The sequence below is a fragment of the Lacinutrix cladophorae genome (genome assembly GCF_053604645.1).
In genome coordinates this window covers 40,833-58,321 of sequence record NZ_JBSHNR010000086.1, presented here as the reverse complement: position 1 = coordinate 58,321, position 17,489 = coordinate 40,833, and the positions used below count along the sequence as shown (strand labels likewise).

The window sequence follows — 17,489 nt, the reverse complement described above, 5'->3', positions numbered from 1 at the left end:
GAATTAATTAAAAAGGTTTTCTATTTGCCATCTGGCCACAATACGCTTTCTACCAAAAGGAACTGCTTTTAAACGTCCTTGTTGAATCATTCTTTGAATGGTCCATCTACTCACGCCAATCAGTTGTGAGGCTTCTGTTACGCTTAAAAAATCTTTGTTATTTACAGCATTAGGATTGCGAACTTCAACAACTTGTTTTTGCTGTTGCATATCTTCAGTAAGAGTAGCTTGAATTTTTTCTTGACGTTTGCGTGCCTTATAAGCTCTTTTTGCACAAGTATCGCCACAGTATTTAGTAACTGTTGTACGTGCTGTAAATGCATTACCGCAATGCTTACAAGTTTTAGGAATGAATAAATTACTGCTCATAAATGGTGCGTTATGTAGCGTAATGGTGCAACGTGGTGCGTTATGGTGCATCATTTCGCCAATATCTTAGCCAACAGAAATGGGCAACAATTCTATATTTCAGGCAACAGATATACAACAAATTTAATCAAAAAAGAGCAAATAAACAACAAATAAAAGAAGACAAAACACTATAAAGCCAACAATAACAAGGGATTAACAAATAAAAGAAAGTAAGTTACTTCCCAATACAAAAATTAGCAAAAATATTACCAAGTAAATCATCGCTTGTAATTTCACCTGTAATTTCCCCAAAGTGAAATAATGCTTGTCTAATATCTATTGCTAAAAGGTCTCCAGACAAACCAGAATCTAAACCATATTTTACTTTTGTAACTTCTTCAAAAGCTTTTATTAAAGCATCATAATGCCTAGAATTAGTTACAATAGTTTCGTTATTACGCAAAGCTCCTGTATTTACAAAACCTAGTAGTTTTTCTTTTAAAGCATCTACTCCTACTCCAGATTTTGCAGATAATAAATGAAGATTATTAATAGAAATCTGTAATGCTTCTACTTCATTTTCTAAAAGCTTGTCGACTTTATTAGCTATTACTACTAATGGTTTTAAAGGGTATTTGTTTTTTATTTTTTCTATTTCAACAATAAATTTTTCACTGTTTGTTTTAAACTTTTCTGCATCAAACAAATACACAACAACTTGAGCTTGATCTATCTTTTCAAAAGTTTTTTTAATACCAATACTTTCAACAACATCTTTAGTTTCACGAATTCCTGCAGTATCGATAAAACGAAAACCTATTCCACCTATAACAATTTCATCTTCAATAGTATCTCTTGTAGTTCCTGCAATTTCACTTACAATGGCGCGCTCTTCATTTAATAAGGCATTAAGCAATGTCGATTTCCCAACATTGGGTTCGCCAACAATGGCTACAGGAATTCCGTTTTTAATAACATTACCAACTGCAAAACTGTCTATCAAACGTTTTAACACAAAAACAATTCTATCTACTAATGCTTTAAATTGTGTTCTATCTGCAAATTCTACATCTTCCTCGGCAAAATCTAATTCTAACTCAATTAAAGATGCAAAATTTAAAAGTTCTTCTCTTAGTTTAGCAATTTCAGAAGAAAAACCACCACGCATCTGTTGCATAGCAATTTGATGTGATGCTTCATTATCACTCGCAATTAAATCGGCTACAGCTTCGGCTTGACTTAAATCGAGTTTTGCGTTTAAAAATGCACGTAGCGTAAATTCTCCAGCATTAGCCATTCTGCAACCATTTCGTAAAAATAGTTGTATAATTTCTTGCTGAATGAATATAGATCCATGACAGGATATTTCTATTACATTTTCTCCAGTATACGAATTTGGGTTCTTAAAGACAGAAACTAAAACTTCATCAAGTATTTTAGTCCCTTCTATAATATGACCTAAATGAATCGTATGTGTCTTTTGCTTACTTAAATCTTTATTGTGAATCGATTTAAAAAAATTAGAACAAATACTTATAGCTTCTGGTCCTGAAAGTCTAATAACAGCAATAGCTCCAGCTCCAGAAGATGTTGCTAAAGCAATAATGGTATCCTTTAATATCATGTTGCAAAAGTAAGCAATTGTTAAAATATAACTAACATATTTACATTTTGAAAATAAATAAGTTATATCTGTTATATTTGCACAAAAAATAATTTATGCAACGTATTATATACCTTTTATGTATTTCTCTTTTTCTAACTTCTTGTACCAAAGAAAAAACAGAAGGATTTGTAGTTAACGGAACTTTAGATAATGCTAAAAACAATAGTTTAGTACAATTGATTAGAACGGAAGCTAGAAAAAATATTATTCTAGATTCTACCCGAGTTACTGAAAACTCATTTACTTTAACAGGTAAAGTAGATAAACCAGACATGTATTATATACAAATTGAAGGAGTAAGAGGAAATCTTCCTTTTATTGTGGAAAACGAATCCATTGATATAAAAATACCTACAGATAGTATTTATGCTTCTTCGATTAAAGGTGGAAAAGAAAACGACTACTACAACGAATACCAAGCTTTTATAAAAACATTGCGTTTTAAAAACAATAAATTGGCGGAAGAGTTCAAAATCGCTCAAAGAAAATCAGACACTTCTAAAATCACGAGTATACAACAAGAATTTCAAGGACTCATGAAAGAGAATGACGCTAACGATTTAGACTTTATGACTACAAATAAAGATGCGCTATTATCTGCTCTTCTTTTAGAACGTGCCATAATGACAAATAAATTAGAATATAACAAAATTAAAGAGTTATACACCAATTTTGATGAAACTATAAAAAATACAAGACCTGGTAAAAAAATAGCTACATTTATTATTGAAAACAAAAAAACTGCTATTGGTAGTGTTGTACCAGATTTTTCTGGTCCAAATCCAGAAGGAAAAACTATAGCTTTAAATGCTATAAAAGGAAAAGTTACAATTATCGACTTCTGGGCAGCTTGGTGTGGTCCTTGTAGAAAAGAAAATCCTAACGTTGTAAATGTATATGAAAAATACCACAACAAAGGTTTAGAAATTATTGGAGTTTCTCTAGATGGTACACCGCAACAAAAAGATGCAAAACAAGCTTGGATAGATGCTATTGAAAAAGACAACCTAAATTGGCATCATGTATCTAACCTACAATACTTTAATGACCCTATAGCTAAAGAGTTTAATATAAATGCAATTCCTGCAACCTTTATAATAGATGCCGAAGGTAAAATAGTAGCTAAAAACCTTAGAGGGCCTGCTCTTGAAGAAAAAATAGCAGCGCTGTTAGATTAAAATTTCTTCCTATTTTAACAATATTTATTTTGTCATTTTGAGCATTGTATAAAAAATCTATCTTTTGATTTATATACTTTGGTCAAAATGACATTTTTTTTAGCCTTGGTTTACTTTTTTTAAATCTTCCCCATTCGTTTCAAAACAAATAACAAAACAATTGGTATTGCCAATAATCCAATCATTAAAAGATTCGTTTCAAAAAGCCAAGTTGCTAATAAAAGTGTTATTAAATAACCTCCAATGGCACCACCAAAATGTGCATCGTGTCCAATATTACTAGATCTAGTTTTCATTCCATAAATAGAATATAACAAATACCCTATTCCAAAAACATAAGCAGGAATTGGTATAGGCACAAAAAACATGTACAAACTCATATCTGGACGTAATAAAATTGCAGAATATAAAATTCCCGTTACTGCTCCACTAGCACCAACAGCACTATAATGATATTCGTTTTTATGAAAATACAAGGATAACAAACTCCCCAAAATTAAACTACCAACATAAACAAGTACAAAACTTAATGTACCTAAATCTTGTATTACTATATCTGCAAAAAAGTATAATGTTAACATATTAAACAACAAATGTTGTGTGTCTACATGTAAAAAACCAGAGCTAAACATTCTAAATTGCTCTCCTCGTTTTATCCCTCCAACATTAAACTTATATTTTTCGAAAAAATTAAAATCATTAAACCCCTTGTAAGAGATTAATACATTTGCTACAATCACTACAATTGTTACAATACTTAAATTGCCCATAAATTTGAAACGTTTAAATCAAATATAACATATATTTGTTCTTGCAAATCTAAAATTATTTCATGCAATTTCTTGCTTACATTTTAATTTATCCACTTTTATGGATTATTTCTATACTTCCGTTTAGATTATTATACATTATCTCGGATGTTTTATATGTTCTGGTATACTATATAATTGGTTACCGAAAAAAAACAGTCAAGTATAATTTAGAACTTGTTTTTCCCGATAAATCGGAAAAAGAAATTCAAGCACTTTCTAAAAAATTCTTTCATCATTTATGTGATATGATTTTAGAATCGGTAAAATCATTAACGGTCTCTGAAGCTGAAATGATTAAACGTTTTAAATTAATTGGTTTAGAAGAAGTACATAAATTAGAAAATGAAAATAGAAATATTGTTCTAATGTGCGCACATTATGCAAATTTTGAGTGGATTTTTATAGCACAAAGATTTATTAAAATGAAAGGCTTTGGGGTATATAAACGCTTAAACAACAAATATTTTGATCGTTTAATAAAACGAAAAAGAGCAAAGTATAACACAACACTTATTACAACAAAAGAAACCATTTCTGTTTTAATGAACTCGATTAAAAAAGGAGAACAATCTATTAGTGGTTTTGTTTCCGACCAATCCCCAAAACCCAATAAAGCTTTTCATTGGAATGATTTTATGGGAATAAAAGTTCCTGTGCATACAGGAGCCGAAATGCTTGCAAAAAAACTAGACACATCTGTAGTTTTCTTTGGAGTAAAAAAAGTAAAACGTGGTTATTATGAAACTACTTTTAAAACCATAGCAATTAATGCAAAAGATTATAAAAATTACGAAATTACAGATATGTTTCTAAAACTAGTAGAAAAACAAATCTATGAAGCTCCAGAATATTATTTATGGACCCATAAACGTTGGAAACATAAAGATAAAGTTCCTGCTAAATTTCAATAACAATTAAACAAAAAAAATCCTCGAAGTCATTTCGAGGATTTTTTTTGTTTTATATTCCAGCTATTTCTTTTAATTCTTTTATAAATCTATCTGCTAGAGTATTTGCTGTTTCTTGCGATTTTGCTTCTGTATAAATTCTAATAATTGGCTCTGTATTACTCTTACGTAGATGTACCCAATTTTCAGCAAAATCAATTTTTACTCCATCAACGGTAGTAATATCTTCATTTGCATAACGAGATTGCATCGTATTTAAAATAGCATCTACATCTATTTGAGGTGTAAGCTGAATTTTCTTTTTACTCATAAAATAGCTAGTATACGTTTTACGTAATGCACTAACTTGCATATCTTTTTCTGCTAAAAGACTTAAAAATAAAGCAACACCAACTAAAGAATCTCTACCATAATGACTTGCAGGATAAATAATACCTCCATTACCTTCACCACCAATTACAGCATGGTTCTTTTTCATTAACTCCACGACATTAACTTCTCCTACTGCACTGGCCTCATAGGTTCCACCATGTTTTTCTGTAACATCACGTAATGCCCTAGATGAGCTCATATTACTTACAGTATTTCCGGGTGTTTTACTCAATACATGATCTGCACAAGCTACCAAGGTATATTCTTCACCAAACATTTCCCCACTTTCATCCATAAATGCAAGTCTATCTACATCTGGATCTACAACAATTCCAAAATCGGCTCTTTCTTTAACAACCATTTCAGACAGGTCTGTTAAATGCTCTTTAAGAGGTTCTGGATTGTGTGGAAAATGTCCATTAGGCTCACAATATAGTTTTACTGGATGTACGCCTAAACGTTCTAACAACTCAGGAATTGCAATACCTCCTGTTGAGTTCACACCATCTACAACCACTTTAAAATTAGCATCTTTAATGGCTTTTACATTTACCAAATCTAGTGCTAAAACGGCATCAATATGCAAATCTATATATGCTTGATTTTTGGTTATTTTACCTAGGTAATCTACTTCTGCAAATTGCATCGTATCTGCCTCTGCAATCTTTAAAATTTTCTCTCCTTCTACTCCATTTAAAAATTCGCCTTTCGCATTTAAAAGTTTTAAAGCATTCCATTGTTTAGGGTTATGGCTTGCTGTTAAAATAATCCCTCCATCTGCATGCTCCATTGGAACAGCAATTTCAACTGTTGGCGTTGTAGACAAACCTACATCCACCACATGAATTCCAAGACCTACCAAAGTATTCATCACTAAATTTTGAATCATTTCACCAGAAATTCTAGCATCTCTACCAACCACAACTTTATAGTTTTCTTTATTGCGTTGTTCTTTTAACCATGTACCATAAGCTGCTGCAAATTTTACTGCATCAATTGGTGTTAAATTGTCGCCAACTTGGCCTCCAATGGTTCCTCGTATTCCAGAAATTGATTTTATTAAAGTCATAAATAATGTAATGTTTTTACAAATATAATATTTCAAAACGGGAATCTTACATTATGAATTTGTAAATTCACAGAATGAATTTTCTAGCCCATATTTATCTCTCTGGTAGTAACGAATTTATAACAATTGGTAATTTTATTGCTGATGGTATTCGTGGAAAAAAATATCAAAAATTCAACAAAGAAATACAAACAGGAATACTATTACATCGACAAATTGATTCCTTTACAGATGCCCATAAAACAGTTAGAGAAAGCACCAAACGTTTACATAAAAATTACGGCCATTATTCTGGTGTTATCGTCGATATTTTATACGATCATTTTTTAGCAAAAAACTGGAGTAATTATTCCGATATTCCTTTAGATAAATATGTAGATGATTTTTATATTGTATTACAAGATAATTTTGAAATTCTCCCTAGCCGAATTCAAAAAATGATGCCATATATGATTGCAGATAATTGGCTACTAAGTTATGCATCTATAGATGGAATTGCCAAAGTTTTAGAAGGAATGAATCGAAGAACCAAAAATCGCTCAAAAATGAATTTGGCCGTAAATGAATTACAAGAGTTTTATAACGAATTTGAAGATGAGTTTACTCGATTTTTTGAAGAATTGATTTCATTTTCTAATGAAAAATTAATAGAAATACAATCCAAACAATAAATCGAATTATCATTAAAAGCTACTATTATATCTGATAAAACGAATACACTATGAAAAAACACATTTTAGTAATACTTTTAAGCATTCTAGTTTTTACTTGTAAAAAAGAAACAAAAAATAATAGACAAGGTTTAGTTACAAAACATGCCATGGTCGTTTCTGCTCGCGAAGAAGCTTCCAAAATAGGAAGTGTTATTATGAAACAAGGCGGAAATGCTTTCGATGCTATGCTTGCAACAGATTTAGCTTTAGCAGTTGCCTACCCTTATGCTGGAAACCTTGGTGGAGGCGGTTTTATGGTTTATCGTTTAGAAAATGGAGAAATTGGCGCCCTAGACTATAGAGAAAAAGCACCTCTAGCGGCTAGTAAAAATATGTATTTAGATTCATTAGGTAATGTAATTCCTAACCTAAGCACTCGTGGCGCTCTAGCTGTTGGCGTTCCTGGTACAGTTGCCGGAACTTTCGAAGCACATAAACGCTTTGGTAAATTACCCATAGAAACAATTATGAAACCAGTAATTGAGCTTGCAAAAAAAGGTGTAAAAGTTACCCAAAAACAAGAATTACGTATTGCAGAAAAACAAGAAGATTTTATAATAGCAAATAAAGAACCTATATTATTTAATAGAGCTTGGAAAGAAAACGATACAATTAAGTACAACAACCTTGCTGAAACTTTAACAAGAATCATGAAAAATGGTCCTGACGAATTCTACAAAGGAAAAACAGCTAGAATATTAGCAAAACATATTCAAGAAAATGGTGGAATTATAACAGAAGAAGATTTAGCAAGTTATAAACCAAAATGGCGTAAACCAATTACATTTACTTATGATGATTTAAACATTATTTCCATGTCGCCTCCTTCCAGTGGTGGGATTTGTTTGGCACAAATAATGAAAATGATTGAACCATATGATTTACATGAATTAGGACATAACTCAGAAAAAGCAATCCAAATAATTACTGAAGCAGAACGCCGTGCATACGCAGACAGAAGCTTTTACTTAGGCGATCCCGATTTTGTAAATATACCTCAAGAACAATTAATTACTAATAGTTACTTGCAAGATAGAATGAAGGATTTTTCGTTTGAAAAAGCTACTAAATCTGAAGCACTCGCTCACGGAAAAGTGGAAATAATAGAAAGTAATGAAACCACACACTACTCTATTGTTGACGCATTTGGTAATGCAGTTGCAGTAACAACAACTTTAAATTCCGGATTTGGTTCCAAATTATTTTGCGAAGAGCTTGGCTTCTTTTTAAACAATGAAATGGACGATTTTTCTAGTAAACCTGGAGTCCCAAATGTATACGGATTAGTTGGTGCAGAAGCAAATAGTATTCTTCCTCAAAAACGTATGCTAAGTTCTATGACTCCAACTATTATAGAAAAAAATGGAAAACTGCACATGGTGGTTGGTTCTCCTGGAGGTTCTACCATAATCACTTCGGTTATGCAAACCATTTTAAATGTGCATGAATACAATAGCAGCATGCAAGAAGCTGTAAATCTTCCTCGTTTTCATCACCAATGGTTACCAGATGAAATTAGAATGGAACCGTATTCTTTTTCTTCAAAAATGATACATAATTTAGAACAAAAAGGGTATCTCATTAATGAAAAAGATTCTCCAATCATTGGAAAAGTGGACGCTATCTTAGTTTTAGAGGATGGTTCATTAGAAGGTGGAGCAGATAGACGTGGTGATGATGAAGCATCTGGATTTTAATTATGGATTTTATTACACAATTAGACAAAAGTTTTAGAGCAAATTCAAATTCGGAATTTGCAGCACAAATGAAATCTTATTTAAAAGATAGATTTGAATTATATGGCATAAAATCGAAATTACGAAGAGATTTACTAAAACCATTGGCCAAAAACAATGCATTAGAAATTAGAGATACTATACGAACTTTAGCTTTTAATTTATACGATTTTAAACAAAGAGAAATGCATTTATGCGCTATTGAATTGTTTGAAAAACAATTACGTAAATCGTATAAAAAAGAAGATATTAATTCTATTGAAAAATTAATTAGTGTTAATTCTTGGTGGGATTCAGTAGACTTTATTGCAAAACAAATACTTGGTAAATATCTTATTATACATCCAAACGAAACAGAAAAAATAATTACAAATTTTTCGAACTCTGAAAACTTATGGTTAAACAGAAGTAGCATTATTTTTCAATTGGGTTATAAAGAAAACACAAACAAAGAATTGCTATTCCATCAATGTTTAGAACATAAAAAATCTAATGAATTTTTTATTCAAAAAGCAATTGGTTGGGCACTTCGAGAATATGGCACGTATAATCCAAAAGATGTACTTACCTTTGTAAAAAATAGTAACTTAAAACCTTTAAGCAAAAGAGAAGCTATTAGAAAATTACTTTAATGCTTTTGTATTTTACATAGCAATCCAAGCATAAAAAAACAAACAAGTGGCAAAACAAACAAGCGCAAAAAAAATAGCAAAAATAATTGCAGGAGTAATCATTTTCTTCACCTTACCTACTTTCCTTTTCTTCGGGTTTTTATATTTTAAATATAACGAAGAAATACCTTTAGGAATTGTAGATAAACAAGCGGACGCTTTAGCTTACAAAATGCTAGACGCATTAAACCATAAAAAATATGAAGCAACAGATTATTTAGAATGGACCTTTAAAAAGAGACATCACTTTAAATGGAATAAAAAAGAAGGAAAGTGCCAAGTTTTTTGGAAAAACTATGTGGTGTTTTTAGATTTTAAGGATAGCTCAAAAAATAAAGTATATGCTTCTAATTTAGAAATAAAAGAAAAACAAGAAGCCGAAAAATTAATTAGAAAAGCTACAAAATATTTTAACAACGATTCGTTTTGGTTAGTTGCTCCTTATAAGGTTTTTGACACTGGTACCAAAAGAAGTTTAGTTACTCTAGATAATGGAGAACATGCACTTTTAATTACTTACACTTCTGGTGGGTCTACTCCTGGAGATTCGTATTTATGGTTATTAGACGATACAGGAAAACCAACAGGTTTTAAAATGTGGACCTCTATTTTACCTATTGACGGTTTACTAGCTACTTGGAGTGATTGGATTACTACAGAAACTGGAGCGATGCTTCCAACGTTTCATAAGTTGTTGGTATTAGGATTGGAAATTGAAGATATTAAAAGTTCACAGTCTCAGGAATAAAATAATAAGAATATTATAAACAAAGACTGTAAACTTTAATTAAAATTGTAAGATAGAATCACTTACTTTTTTGCCCTACGAACTGCTGGTCTTTAATTTTAAAAAGCACATTGAATGTAGTTAAACTCCCATAAATACGCGTAATGTATTGTTGCAAATCTATTTTTTCTTGTTCTTCCAAATTACTAGAATTCACCTTTTGCTCCATCACCCGAAGTCTATCTCTAACCATAGTTATTTTATGAAAAAAGTCTTCCACTTTAATTTCTTTTGGTTTTAAATTAATATCTTCTGGTTGTAGAATAAGTTTCCCCCCTTTCCATTTATCTCCTATTGGCACAATCTCAGTTACATCACTCCATTTTTTTAAAATTTGAACCAAACTACTTTCTACATCAAACAAGCTAACGGTATCTACTTCATCCTCTGCAACTTCAATCACTTCAAATGCATCCGTTAAACCAATTGTTTCAAGACCGTTTTCAATAAAAGTTACCCAATAGTGTTTGGATGTAACATTGGTTACTACTCCTTTACCAAATTCACTATGGTTTATTCTAGAACCTATTCCTAATATTTTCATACGTACAACTTTTAAATTACTAATTATTTCTAGTTAAAAATTACATGATTTTATAATAAAAATCAAGACACTAAAATATAAAATTTAACAATGTATTCCTTAGCCATTGGAATTTATATATTAAATTTGATAAACTATAAAACGCTATTATAATGATTAAAAACTACTTATTTTTTTTATTACTTCTTCCAATTATAGGTTTCTCTCAAGAGAATTCTTTTTGGCAAAAAGTAAAAAATACAAATATTAAACAAGAACAATTACTAGAAAGAAAAGCAACTCCTTCTGTATATGATGTATATACTTTAGATGTAGATGGTTTAAAACAATTATTAGCTTCTGCTCCAGATAGAGGATTAAATGTAAATTCTGAAGTTATTGTACAATTCCCAGTTACCGATGGTAAAATGGAAAATTTTCAAATATTTAATGCTTCTGTTATGGATTCCGAATTAGCTGCAAACCATCCAGAAATTCAATCTTATGTTGGTGTAAGCAAAGAAAAATCGGGAACAATAATTCGTTTCTCAACAACTGTCTTTGGTTTACATGCATCTATTCAAACCATTGGAAAAACATTATACATAGATCCTTTAACAAAAGATCTAAACTCTTATGTAATTTATGCAAAGCAAGATCTGTACTCCAAACTAGAAGAAAGAATAGGATGTCTTTTAGAAGATACTATTGAAAAAAGCGAAAATACCGACGTTGATTTTACTCAAAGAAATGCAAATGACGGTGTCTTAAGAACCTTTCGTTTAGCATTAGCTTGTACACAAGAATATGCAAATTACCACATCAATGCTGCTGGCCAAGCTGCAGCTACAGATGCTGTAAAAAGAGCTACAGTATTAGCAGCTATGAATGTAACAATGACAAGAGTGAACAGTATTTTTGAAAGAGACTTGTCTTTAACAATGTCATTAATAGACAATACTAGTATTATATTTTTAGCAGAAAATGACGGTTTTACAGATGATGATGCGACACTATTGATCAATGAAAACCAAACCATTATTGACACCAATATAGGAACTGCAAACTATGATATTGGCCATGTGTTTACTACTGGAGGAGGTGGCTTAGCTGCTCGTGGAGGTATTTGCTATAGCAATGCAAAAGCTAGAGGTGTTACTGGTTCTCCAAACCCAGTTGGAGATCCTTTCGATGTCGATTTTGTAGCTCACGAAATGGGACATCAATTTGGAGCAAACCATACTTTTAATGGTGGACAAGGCTCTTGTTCTGGAGGAAACAGAAGTTCTACAACTGCTGTAGAACCAGGAAGCGGAACAACAATTATGGCTTATGCTGGTATTTGTGGGTCTGATAATGTACAAGGTAATAGTGATGATCATTTTCACGCAATTAGTATTGCCGAAATGTGGACACGTATTACACCTCCTGGAGAACCAACTTGTTCTACCGATACAGCAAATGGAAATACTGCTCCTACAGTAAATGCAGGAGGAGACTACACCATTCCTTATGGAACAGCATTTACTCTTACAGGAACTGCTAATGATGTTAATGGAACGACACTATCTTACTGCTGGGAACAAACAGACGTAGGTGTTAGTACAAATATACCATCTACAACAAGCACTACAGATCCTCAATTTAGATCTTACTCTCCAATGGCTACTGGAGATCGTACATTCCCACAATTAAGTGATATATTAAATAATGACTTAACCCCGGCTTGGGAGGTAATGCCAAACGTTGCTAGAACTATGGATTTTGCGTTAACAGTTAGAGACAACGGCACTCCTAATGGATCACAAACCAATAGAGATGATATGACAGTAACCCTTGCAAATACAGGTCCATTTACTATTACTGCTCCAAACACAACAAATGAAAGCTTCAGTACTGGAGCTTCAACAACTATTACTTGGGATGTAGCTGGAACGACTGCTAATGGTATTAATACTGCAAATGTAAATATCCTATTATCTACAGATGGAGGACAAACCTTTACTACAACCTTAGCTGCAAATACTCCTAATGATGGTTCAGAATCTATTACATTCCCATCTGGACAAGGAGAGCCTTATTGTAGAATAAAAATTGAAGCAGTTGGTAATATCTTTTTTGCTATATCTAAATCTTTTTCTATTGGCGCAACTGTTATAACTTCTACACAATGTAATAACTACACTACAGGTGCTATAGCAACTGCTATTCCAGATGGTGGTGGTGCTAATGTGCAAGGTAATCCTGTATTTATTCCTTTAACGGTTACAGAAAGTACACCAATTACTGATATTAGAGTAAGTGCAGATGTTACTCACTCTTATATTGGAGATTTAATTATGCAATTACAAGCACCAAACGGAGGAGGTTTCTCTAATATTTGGGCCAGAACTTGCAATGATGCACAATACGGAAATATAGATATTACATTTAAAGATGGTGAATCCGCAATTGCTTGTGCTTCGCCAACAACTGGAACCTATGCTCCTGCGAGTTCAATGACTGGATTTACTGGGAATGATCCTTCGGGAACGTGGAATCTTGTATTTGTTGATTTCTATAATGGAGATTCAGGAGTTGTAAATGAATGGTCTATTGAACTTTGTACTACCACAACACAAGTTACTTTGGGTACAGAAAATCAAGAATTAAGCAACTTTGCATTATATCCAAATCCTAATAAAGGAAACTTCTCTCTTGCATTTGATTCAAATTCTGGAAAAAACATTAATGTTGCAGTATATGATATGTCTGGTAGATTAGTTTTTAATAAAGAATACGATGCTACCTCAAGATTTAATGAAAACATCTCACTAAACAATGCCAGCTCTGGAATGTATATTATGACGGTAATTGATAATGGTAAAAGAATTACTAAAAAATTAATTATTGAATAATTCACAATAAACCCAATATTTTTAAAACTCCTAAATATATATTTAGGAGTTTTTTATTTTATTGAATTATAAAATAGAAAAAATTGCACCATTTTTTATAAAGACTTAAACTAAGGTTCTTTTCAATAATAATAATAACAAAAATCGTATCTTTGCACCTTTGCAAATTTATGGCCAAATTCGAAGAAAATATAGAAGTTCAAGGTGCACGTGTTCACAATTTAAAGAATATAGATGTTACCATTCCAAGAGAAAAACTAGTAGTTATTACTGGCTTGTCAGGTAGCGGAAAATCTTCGCTAGCTTTCGACACCATTTATGCAGAAGGACAGAGACGCTATATCGAAACATTCTCTGCATATGCCCGACAATTTCTTGGTGGATTAGAACGACCAGATGTAGATAAAATTGATGGTCTTTCACCTGTAATTGCAATCGAACAAAAAACGACAAGTAAGTCACCACGTTCTACAGTTGGGACTATTACAGAGATTTATGATTTTTTACGCTTACTATTTGCTAGAGCTAGCGATGCGTACAGTTATAATACTGGCGAAAAAATGGTGAGCTACAGTGATGAGCAAATAAAGGCTTTAATTATAGAAAGTTTTTCTGGTAAACGTATAAATATTCTTGCTCCTGTTGTTCGCTCACGTAAAGGACATTACAGAGAATTGTTTGAGCAAATTGCAAAACAAGGTTTTGTGAAAGTTAGAACAGATGGTGAAATAAAAGACCTTGTAAAAGGTATGAAACTGGACAGATACAAAAATCATGATATTGAAATAGTAATCGATAGATTGAAAATTGATGCATCTGTAGATAATGATAAACGCTTAACCGAAACCATAAACACCGCAATGTATCATGGCAATGATGTGCTAATGGTTTTAGATCAAGATTCTAACGAAACACGTTTTTTTAGCAGAAGCTTAATGTGTCCTAGTTCAGGAATTTCATATCCTAATCCAGAACCTAATAATTTTTCATTTAATTCTCCAAAAGGCGCTTGTCCTAAATGTAATGGGATTGGTACATTGTATGAAGTAAATAAAGATAAAATCGTTCCAGACGATTCCCTTTCCATTAAAAATGGTGCACTTGCACCGCATGGACCAGAAAAAAATTCATGGATTTTTAAGCAGTTAGAATTAATTGCACAGCGTTTCAATTTTAAATTGAGTGATGCTTATAAAGATATTCCTAAAGAAGCGAAACAAATTATTCTCTATGGTGGAAACGAAAAATTTACAGTAGACAGCAAAACTCTTGGTATAAAGAGAGATTATAAAATAGATTTTGAAGGGGTTGCCAACTTTATTGAAAGCCAATATGCAAACGCAGATTCTACTTCGCTAAAACGTTGGGCAAAAGAATATATGGATAAAGTAGCTTGTGGTACTTGTCATGGAGCTCGACTACGTCAAGAATCGCTTTACTTTAAAATAAACAATCAAAACATAGCCGAATTAGCGAATAAAGATATTATTGATTTGGCTGAATGGTTTACAGATTTACATAAAAGCCTTTCTAAAACCCAATTACAGATTGCGGAAGAAATCATCAAAGAAATTAGAACTAGATTACAATTTTTATTAGATGTAGGTTTAAATTACTTATCGTTAAACAGAAGTTCTAAAACCCTTTCTGGTGGCGAAGCGCAACGAATTCGTTTAGCAACTCAAATAGGATCTCAATTAGTTGGCGTACTATACATATTAGATGAACCTAGTATAGGCTTACACCAACGAGATAACGAAAAATTAATAAACTCGTTAGTTGCATTACGTGATGTTGGTAATTCGGTAATTGTTGTAGAACACGATAAAGACATGATAGAACGTGCAGATCATGTGATCGATATTGGCCCACATGCAGGAAAACATGGTGGTGAAATTATTAGTCAAGGTACCCCAACAGAACTTTTAAAACACCATACGCTAACCGCAGATTACCTTAATGGCACCAAACAAATTGAAGTACCAAAAACACGTAGAGAAGGTAATGGAAAATTCATGGAGCTTAAAGGCTGTACAGGAAATAACTTAAAAAATATTTCGGTAAAATTTCCTTTAGGAAAAATGATAGGTGTAACTGGTGTTTCTGGTAGCGGTAAATCTACCTTGATAAATGAAACCCTATATCCTATTCTTAATGCATACTATTTTAATGGTGTTAAAAAACCAATGCCATACAAAAGCATAAAGGGCTTAGAACATATAGATAAGGTAATCGATATTAACCAATCGCCAATTGGTAGAACACCACGAAGTAACCCTGCAACTTATACAGGTACTTTTAGTGAAGTTCGTAGTCTTTTTGCAAAAATACCAGAAGCTATGATTCGTGGTTATAAACCAGGAAGATTTAGCTTTAACGTTAAAGGAGGACGTTGCGAAACCTGTCAAGGTGGTGGCTTACGTGTTATTGAAATGAATTTCCTTCCAGATGTATATGTAGAATGTGAAACTTGTCAAGGAAAACGTTTTAATCGCGAAACTTTAGAAATTCGTTATAAAGGAAAAAACATTAGTGATGTATTAAATATGACCATAAATGAAGCTGTTGACTTCTTTGAGCATATTCCAAAAATTAATCGAAAATTAAAAACAATAAAAGATGTTGGCTTAGGATATATTACATTAGGGCAACAAAGTACAACACTTTCTGGTGGTGAAGCACAACGCATTAAACTTGCAACAGAGCTTAGCAAGCGGGATACAGGAAATACTTTTTATATTCTAGATGAACCTACAACAGGATTACATTTTGAAGACATTAGAGTATTAATGATTGTACTAAACAAACTAGCTAATAAAGGTAATACGGTCTTAATTATTGAACATAATTTAGATGTTATTAAAACGGTAGACCATGTTATTGATATAGGTTATGAAGGTGGAAAAAATGGTGGCGAAATTCTTGTAGAAGGCACTCCTGAAAAAGTTGCAAAACATAAAACCAGCTATACCGCAAAATTTTTAAAGAAAGAATTAAAATAAAATAATAGTATTTAGTTTTGTCGAACGGCTAAAAAAAGAAGTAAATTAGCTAGTTGCAAAAAAAATAAAATACTAAAAATTAATAGTAAAATATATGAGAAAAGAACAACATCCAAAAGGTTGGAATGAAAAGAAAACGAATGATTCTTGGGCGATTTTTAAAATCATGGGAGAATTTGTTAATGGTTATGAAAAATTAAGTAGAATTGGACCTTGTGTATCTATTTTTGGATCTGCTAGAACAAAACCAGAAGATAAATATTATAAGTTAACAGAAAAAGTTGCACATAAAATTGTAGATCATGGTTATGGTGTAATTACTGGTGGAGGACCAGGAATTATGGAAGCTGGTAACAAAGGAGCACATCTAGGCGGAGGAACATCTGTTGGTTTAAATATTGAATTACCTTTCGAACAACATGATAATCCATATATCGATCATGATAAAAGTTTAGATTTCGATTACTTTTTTGTACGAAAAGTAATGTTTGTGAAATATTCACAAGGCTTTGTTGTAATGCCTGGAGGATTCGGAACATTAGATGAGTTATTTGAAGCGATTACATTAATTCAAACCAATAAAATTGAAAAATTCCCAATTATTCTTGTTGGAACTGAATTTTGGGAAGGTTTATTTGATTGGGTAAAAGCTACGTTATTAGATAAATTTGGAAATATTAGTGCGAAAGATTTAGATTTAATTCACCTTGTAGATACCGAAGATGAAGTAATAGAAATCTTAGATGCTTTTTATAAAGAATATGGCTTTAGCCCTAACTTCTAAAAAATTATAACCTATAAAAC

The 17,489-nt window shown here is 31.9% G+C and carries 14 protein-coding genes; 9 read left to right on the top strand and 5 right to left on the bottom strand.

Annotated features, from left to right (window positions below; genetic code table 11):
* Positions 1–3: 3 nt before the first annotated feature.
* Together ACVC3Y_RS03755 and mnmE are read right to left on the bottom strand one after the other, a co-directional pair.
* A complete protein-coding gene (locus ACVC3Y_RS03755) occupies positions 4–423 on the bottom strand; it encodes a helix-turn-helix domain-containing protein (protein ID WP_245738299.1) in 420 nt (139 codons plus the stop codon).
* Positions 424–586: 163 nt separating this feature from the next.
* Positions 587–1,975 (bottom strand): tRNA uridine-5-carboxymethylaminomethyl(34) synthesis GTPase MnmE, encoded by a 1,389-nt coding sequence (gene mnmE, locus ACVC3Y_RS03750; RefSeq protein WP_452226152.1) that lies wholly within the window; start codon positions 1,973–1,975, stop codon positions 587–589.
* A 95-nt stretch (positions 1,976–2,070) separates the two neighbouring features.
* Here mnmE and ACVC3Y_RS03745 point away from each other — a divergent pair, with 95 nt between their 5' ends.
* Positions 2,071–3,195: a TlpA disulfide reductase family protein gene (locus ACVC3Y_RS03745; RefSeq protein ID WP_303424272.1), complete on the top strand. Its 1,125-nt coding sequence runs from the start codon at positions 2,071–2,073 to the stop codon at positions 3,193–3,195.
* Positions 3,196–3,314: 119 nt separating this feature from the next.
* Here ACVC3Y_RS03745 and ACVC3Y_RS03740 read toward each other — a convergent pair whose 3' ends face one another.
* A complete protein-coding gene (locus ACVC3Y_RS03740) occupies positions 3,315–3,965 on the bottom strand; it encodes a rhomboid family intramembrane serine protease (RefSeq protein WP_303424271.1) in 651 nt (216 codons plus the stop codon).
* A gap of 62 nt (positions 3,966–4,027) precedes the next feature.
* Between ACVC3Y_RS03740 and ACVC3Y_RS03735 the strand changes: the two genes are divergently transcribed.
* Positions 4,028–4,918: a lysophospholipid acyltransferase family protein gene (locus ACVC3Y_RS03735; RefSeq protein ID WP_303424269.1), complete on the top strand. Its 891-nt coding sequence runs from the start codon at positions 4,028–4,030 to the stop codon at positions 4,916–4,918.
* Between the two features lie 49 nt (positions 4,919–4,967).
* Here the strand turns inward: ACVC3Y_RS03735 and glmM are convergent, their stop codons facing one another.
* Complete coding sequence (gene glmM, locus ACVC3Y_RS03730; protein WP_303424268.1) at positions 4,968–6,356, bottom strand: phosphoglucosamine mutase; 1,389 nt, start codon at positions 6,354–6,356, stop codon at positions 4,968–4,970.
* 74 nt (positions 6,357–6,430) lie between these two features.
* Here glmM and ACVC3Y_RS03725 point away from each other — a divergent pair, with 74 nt between their 5' ends.
* From ACVC3Y_RS03725 to ACVC3Y_RS03710, 4 genes are read left to right on the top strand one after another with little or no spacing between them, the layout of a single operon-like run.
* Positions 6,431–7,027 carry an acyl carrier protein phosphodiesterase gene (locus tag ACVC3Y_RS03725; protein ID WP_303424266.1) on the top strand — a complete coding sequence of 199 codons (597 nt, stop codon included), beginning with the start codon at positions 6,431–6,433 and terminating at the stop codon, positions 7,025–7,027.
* Between the two features lie 50 nt (positions 7,028–7,077).
* Complete coding sequence (gene ggt, locus ACVC3Y_RS03720; protein ID WP_452226151.1) at positions 7,078–8,766, top strand: gamma-glutamyltransferase; 1,689 nt, start codon at positions 7,078–7,080, stop codon at positions 8,764–8,766.
* A gap of 2 nt (positions 8,767–8,768) precedes the next feature.
* A complete protein-coding gene (locus tag ACVC3Y_RS03715) occupies positions 8,769–9,437 on the top strand; it encodes a DNA alkylation repair protein (RefSeq protein ID WP_452226150.1) in 669 nt (222 codons plus the stop codon).
* 46 nt (positions 9,438–9,483) lie between these two features.
* Positions 9,484–10,224, top strand: coding sequence for a hypothetical protein (locus tag ACVC3Y_RS03710; protein ID WP_303424261.1), 741 nt, complete (start codon positions 9,484–9,486; stop codon positions 10,222–10,224).
* A gap of 58 nt (positions 10,225–10,282) precedes the next feature.
* Here ACVC3Y_RS03710 and ACVC3Y_RS03705 read toward each other — a convergent pair whose 3' ends face one another.
* The gene (locus ACVC3Y_RS03705) at positions 10,283–10,807 is read right to left on the bottom strand and encodes a hypothetical protein (protein WP_452226149.1); all 525 of its coding nucleotides are present in this window, start codon (positions 10,805–10,807) and stop codon (positions 10,283–10,285) included.
* Between the two features lie 152 nt (positions 10,808–10,959).
* Here ACVC3Y_RS03705 and ACVC3Y_RS03700 point away from each other — a divergent pair, with 152 nt between their 5' ends.
* The 3 genes from ACVC3Y_RS03700 (at position 10,960) to ACVC3Y_RS03690 (ending at position 17,469) form a co-directional block, all read left to right on the top strand.
* Positions 10,960–13,683 carry a reprolysin-like metallopeptidase gene (locus ACVC3Y_RS03700; RefSeq protein WP_452226148.1) on the top strand — a complete coding sequence of 908 codons (2,724 nt, stop codon included), beginning with the start codon at positions 10,960–10,962 and terminating at the stop codon, positions 13,681–13,683.
* Between the two features lie 170 nt (positions 13,684–13,853).
* Positions 13,854–16,685, top strand: a complete 2,832-nt coding sequence (gene uvrA / locus ACVC3Y_RS03695; protein WP_452226147.1) for an excinuclease ABC subunit UvrA — start codon at positions 13,854–13,856, stop codon at positions 16,683–16,685.
* A gap of 94 nt (positions 16,686–16,779) precedes the next feature.
* Positions 16,780–17,469 carry an LOG family protein gene (locus tag ACVC3Y_RS03690; RefSeq protein ID WP_303424255.1) on the top strand — a complete coding sequence of 230 codons (690 nt, stop codon included), beginning with the start codon at positions 16,780–16,782 and terminating at the stop codon, positions 17,467–17,469.
* The last annotated feature ends 20 nt before the right edge of the window (positions 17,470–17,489 follow it).

Excerpts from the sequence above, each read along its gene's own strand:
- ACVC3Y_RS03700 (WP_452226148.1), top strand. The coding sequence starts at position 10,960 with ATGATTAAAAACTACTTATTTTTTTTATTACTTCTTCCAATTATAGGT.
- ggt (WP_452226151.1), top strand. The coding sequence starts at position 7,078 with ATGAAAAAACACATTTTAGTAATACTTTTAAGCATTCTAGTTTTTACT.
- ACVC3Y_RS03690 (WP_303424255.1), top strand. The coding sequence starts at position 16,780 with ATGAGAAAAGAACAACATCCAAAAGGTTGGAATGAAAAGAAAACGAAT.
- ACVC3Y_RS03725 (WP_303424266.1), top strand. The coding sequence starts at position 6,431 with ATGAATTTTCTAGCCCATATTTATCTCTCTGGTAGTAACGAATTTATA.
- uvrA (WP_452226147.1), top strand. The coding sequence starts at position 13,854 with ATGGCCAAATTCGAAGAAAATATAGAAGTTCAAGGTGCACGTGTTCAC.
- ACVC3Y_RS03715 (WP_452226150.1), top strand. The coding sequence starts at position 8,769 with ATGGATTTTATTACACAATTAGACAAAAGTTTTAGAGCAAATTCAAAT.
- ACVC3Y_RS03735 (WP_303424269.1), top strand. The coding sequence starts at position 4,028 with ATGCAATTTCTTGCTTACATTTTAATTTATCCACTTTTATGGATTATT.
- ACVC3Y_RS03745 (WP_303424272.1), top strand. The coding sequence starts at position 2,071 with ATGCAACGTATTATATACCTTTTATGTATTTCTCTTTTTCTAACTTCT.
- ACVC3Y_RS03740 (WP_303424271.1), bottom strand. The coding sequence starts at position 3,965 with ATGGGCAATTTAAGTATTGTAACAATTGTAGTGATTGTAGCAAATGTA.
- ACVC3Y_RS03755 (WP_245738299.1), bottom strand. The coding sequence starts at position 423 with ATGATGCACCATAACGCACCACGTTGCACCATTACGCTACATAACGCA.
- mnmE (WP_452226152.1), bottom strand. The coding sequence starts at position 1,975 with ATGATATTAAAGGATACCATTATTGCTTTAGCAACATCTTCTGGAGCT.
- ACVC3Y_RS03705 (WP_452226149.1), bottom strand. The coding sequence starts at position 10,807 with ATGAAAATATTAGGAATAGGTTCTAGAATAAACCATAGTGAATTTGGT.
- glmM (WP_303424268.1), bottom strand. The coding sequence starts at position 6,356 with ATGACTTTAATAAAATCAATTTCTGGAATACGAGGAACCATTGGAGGC.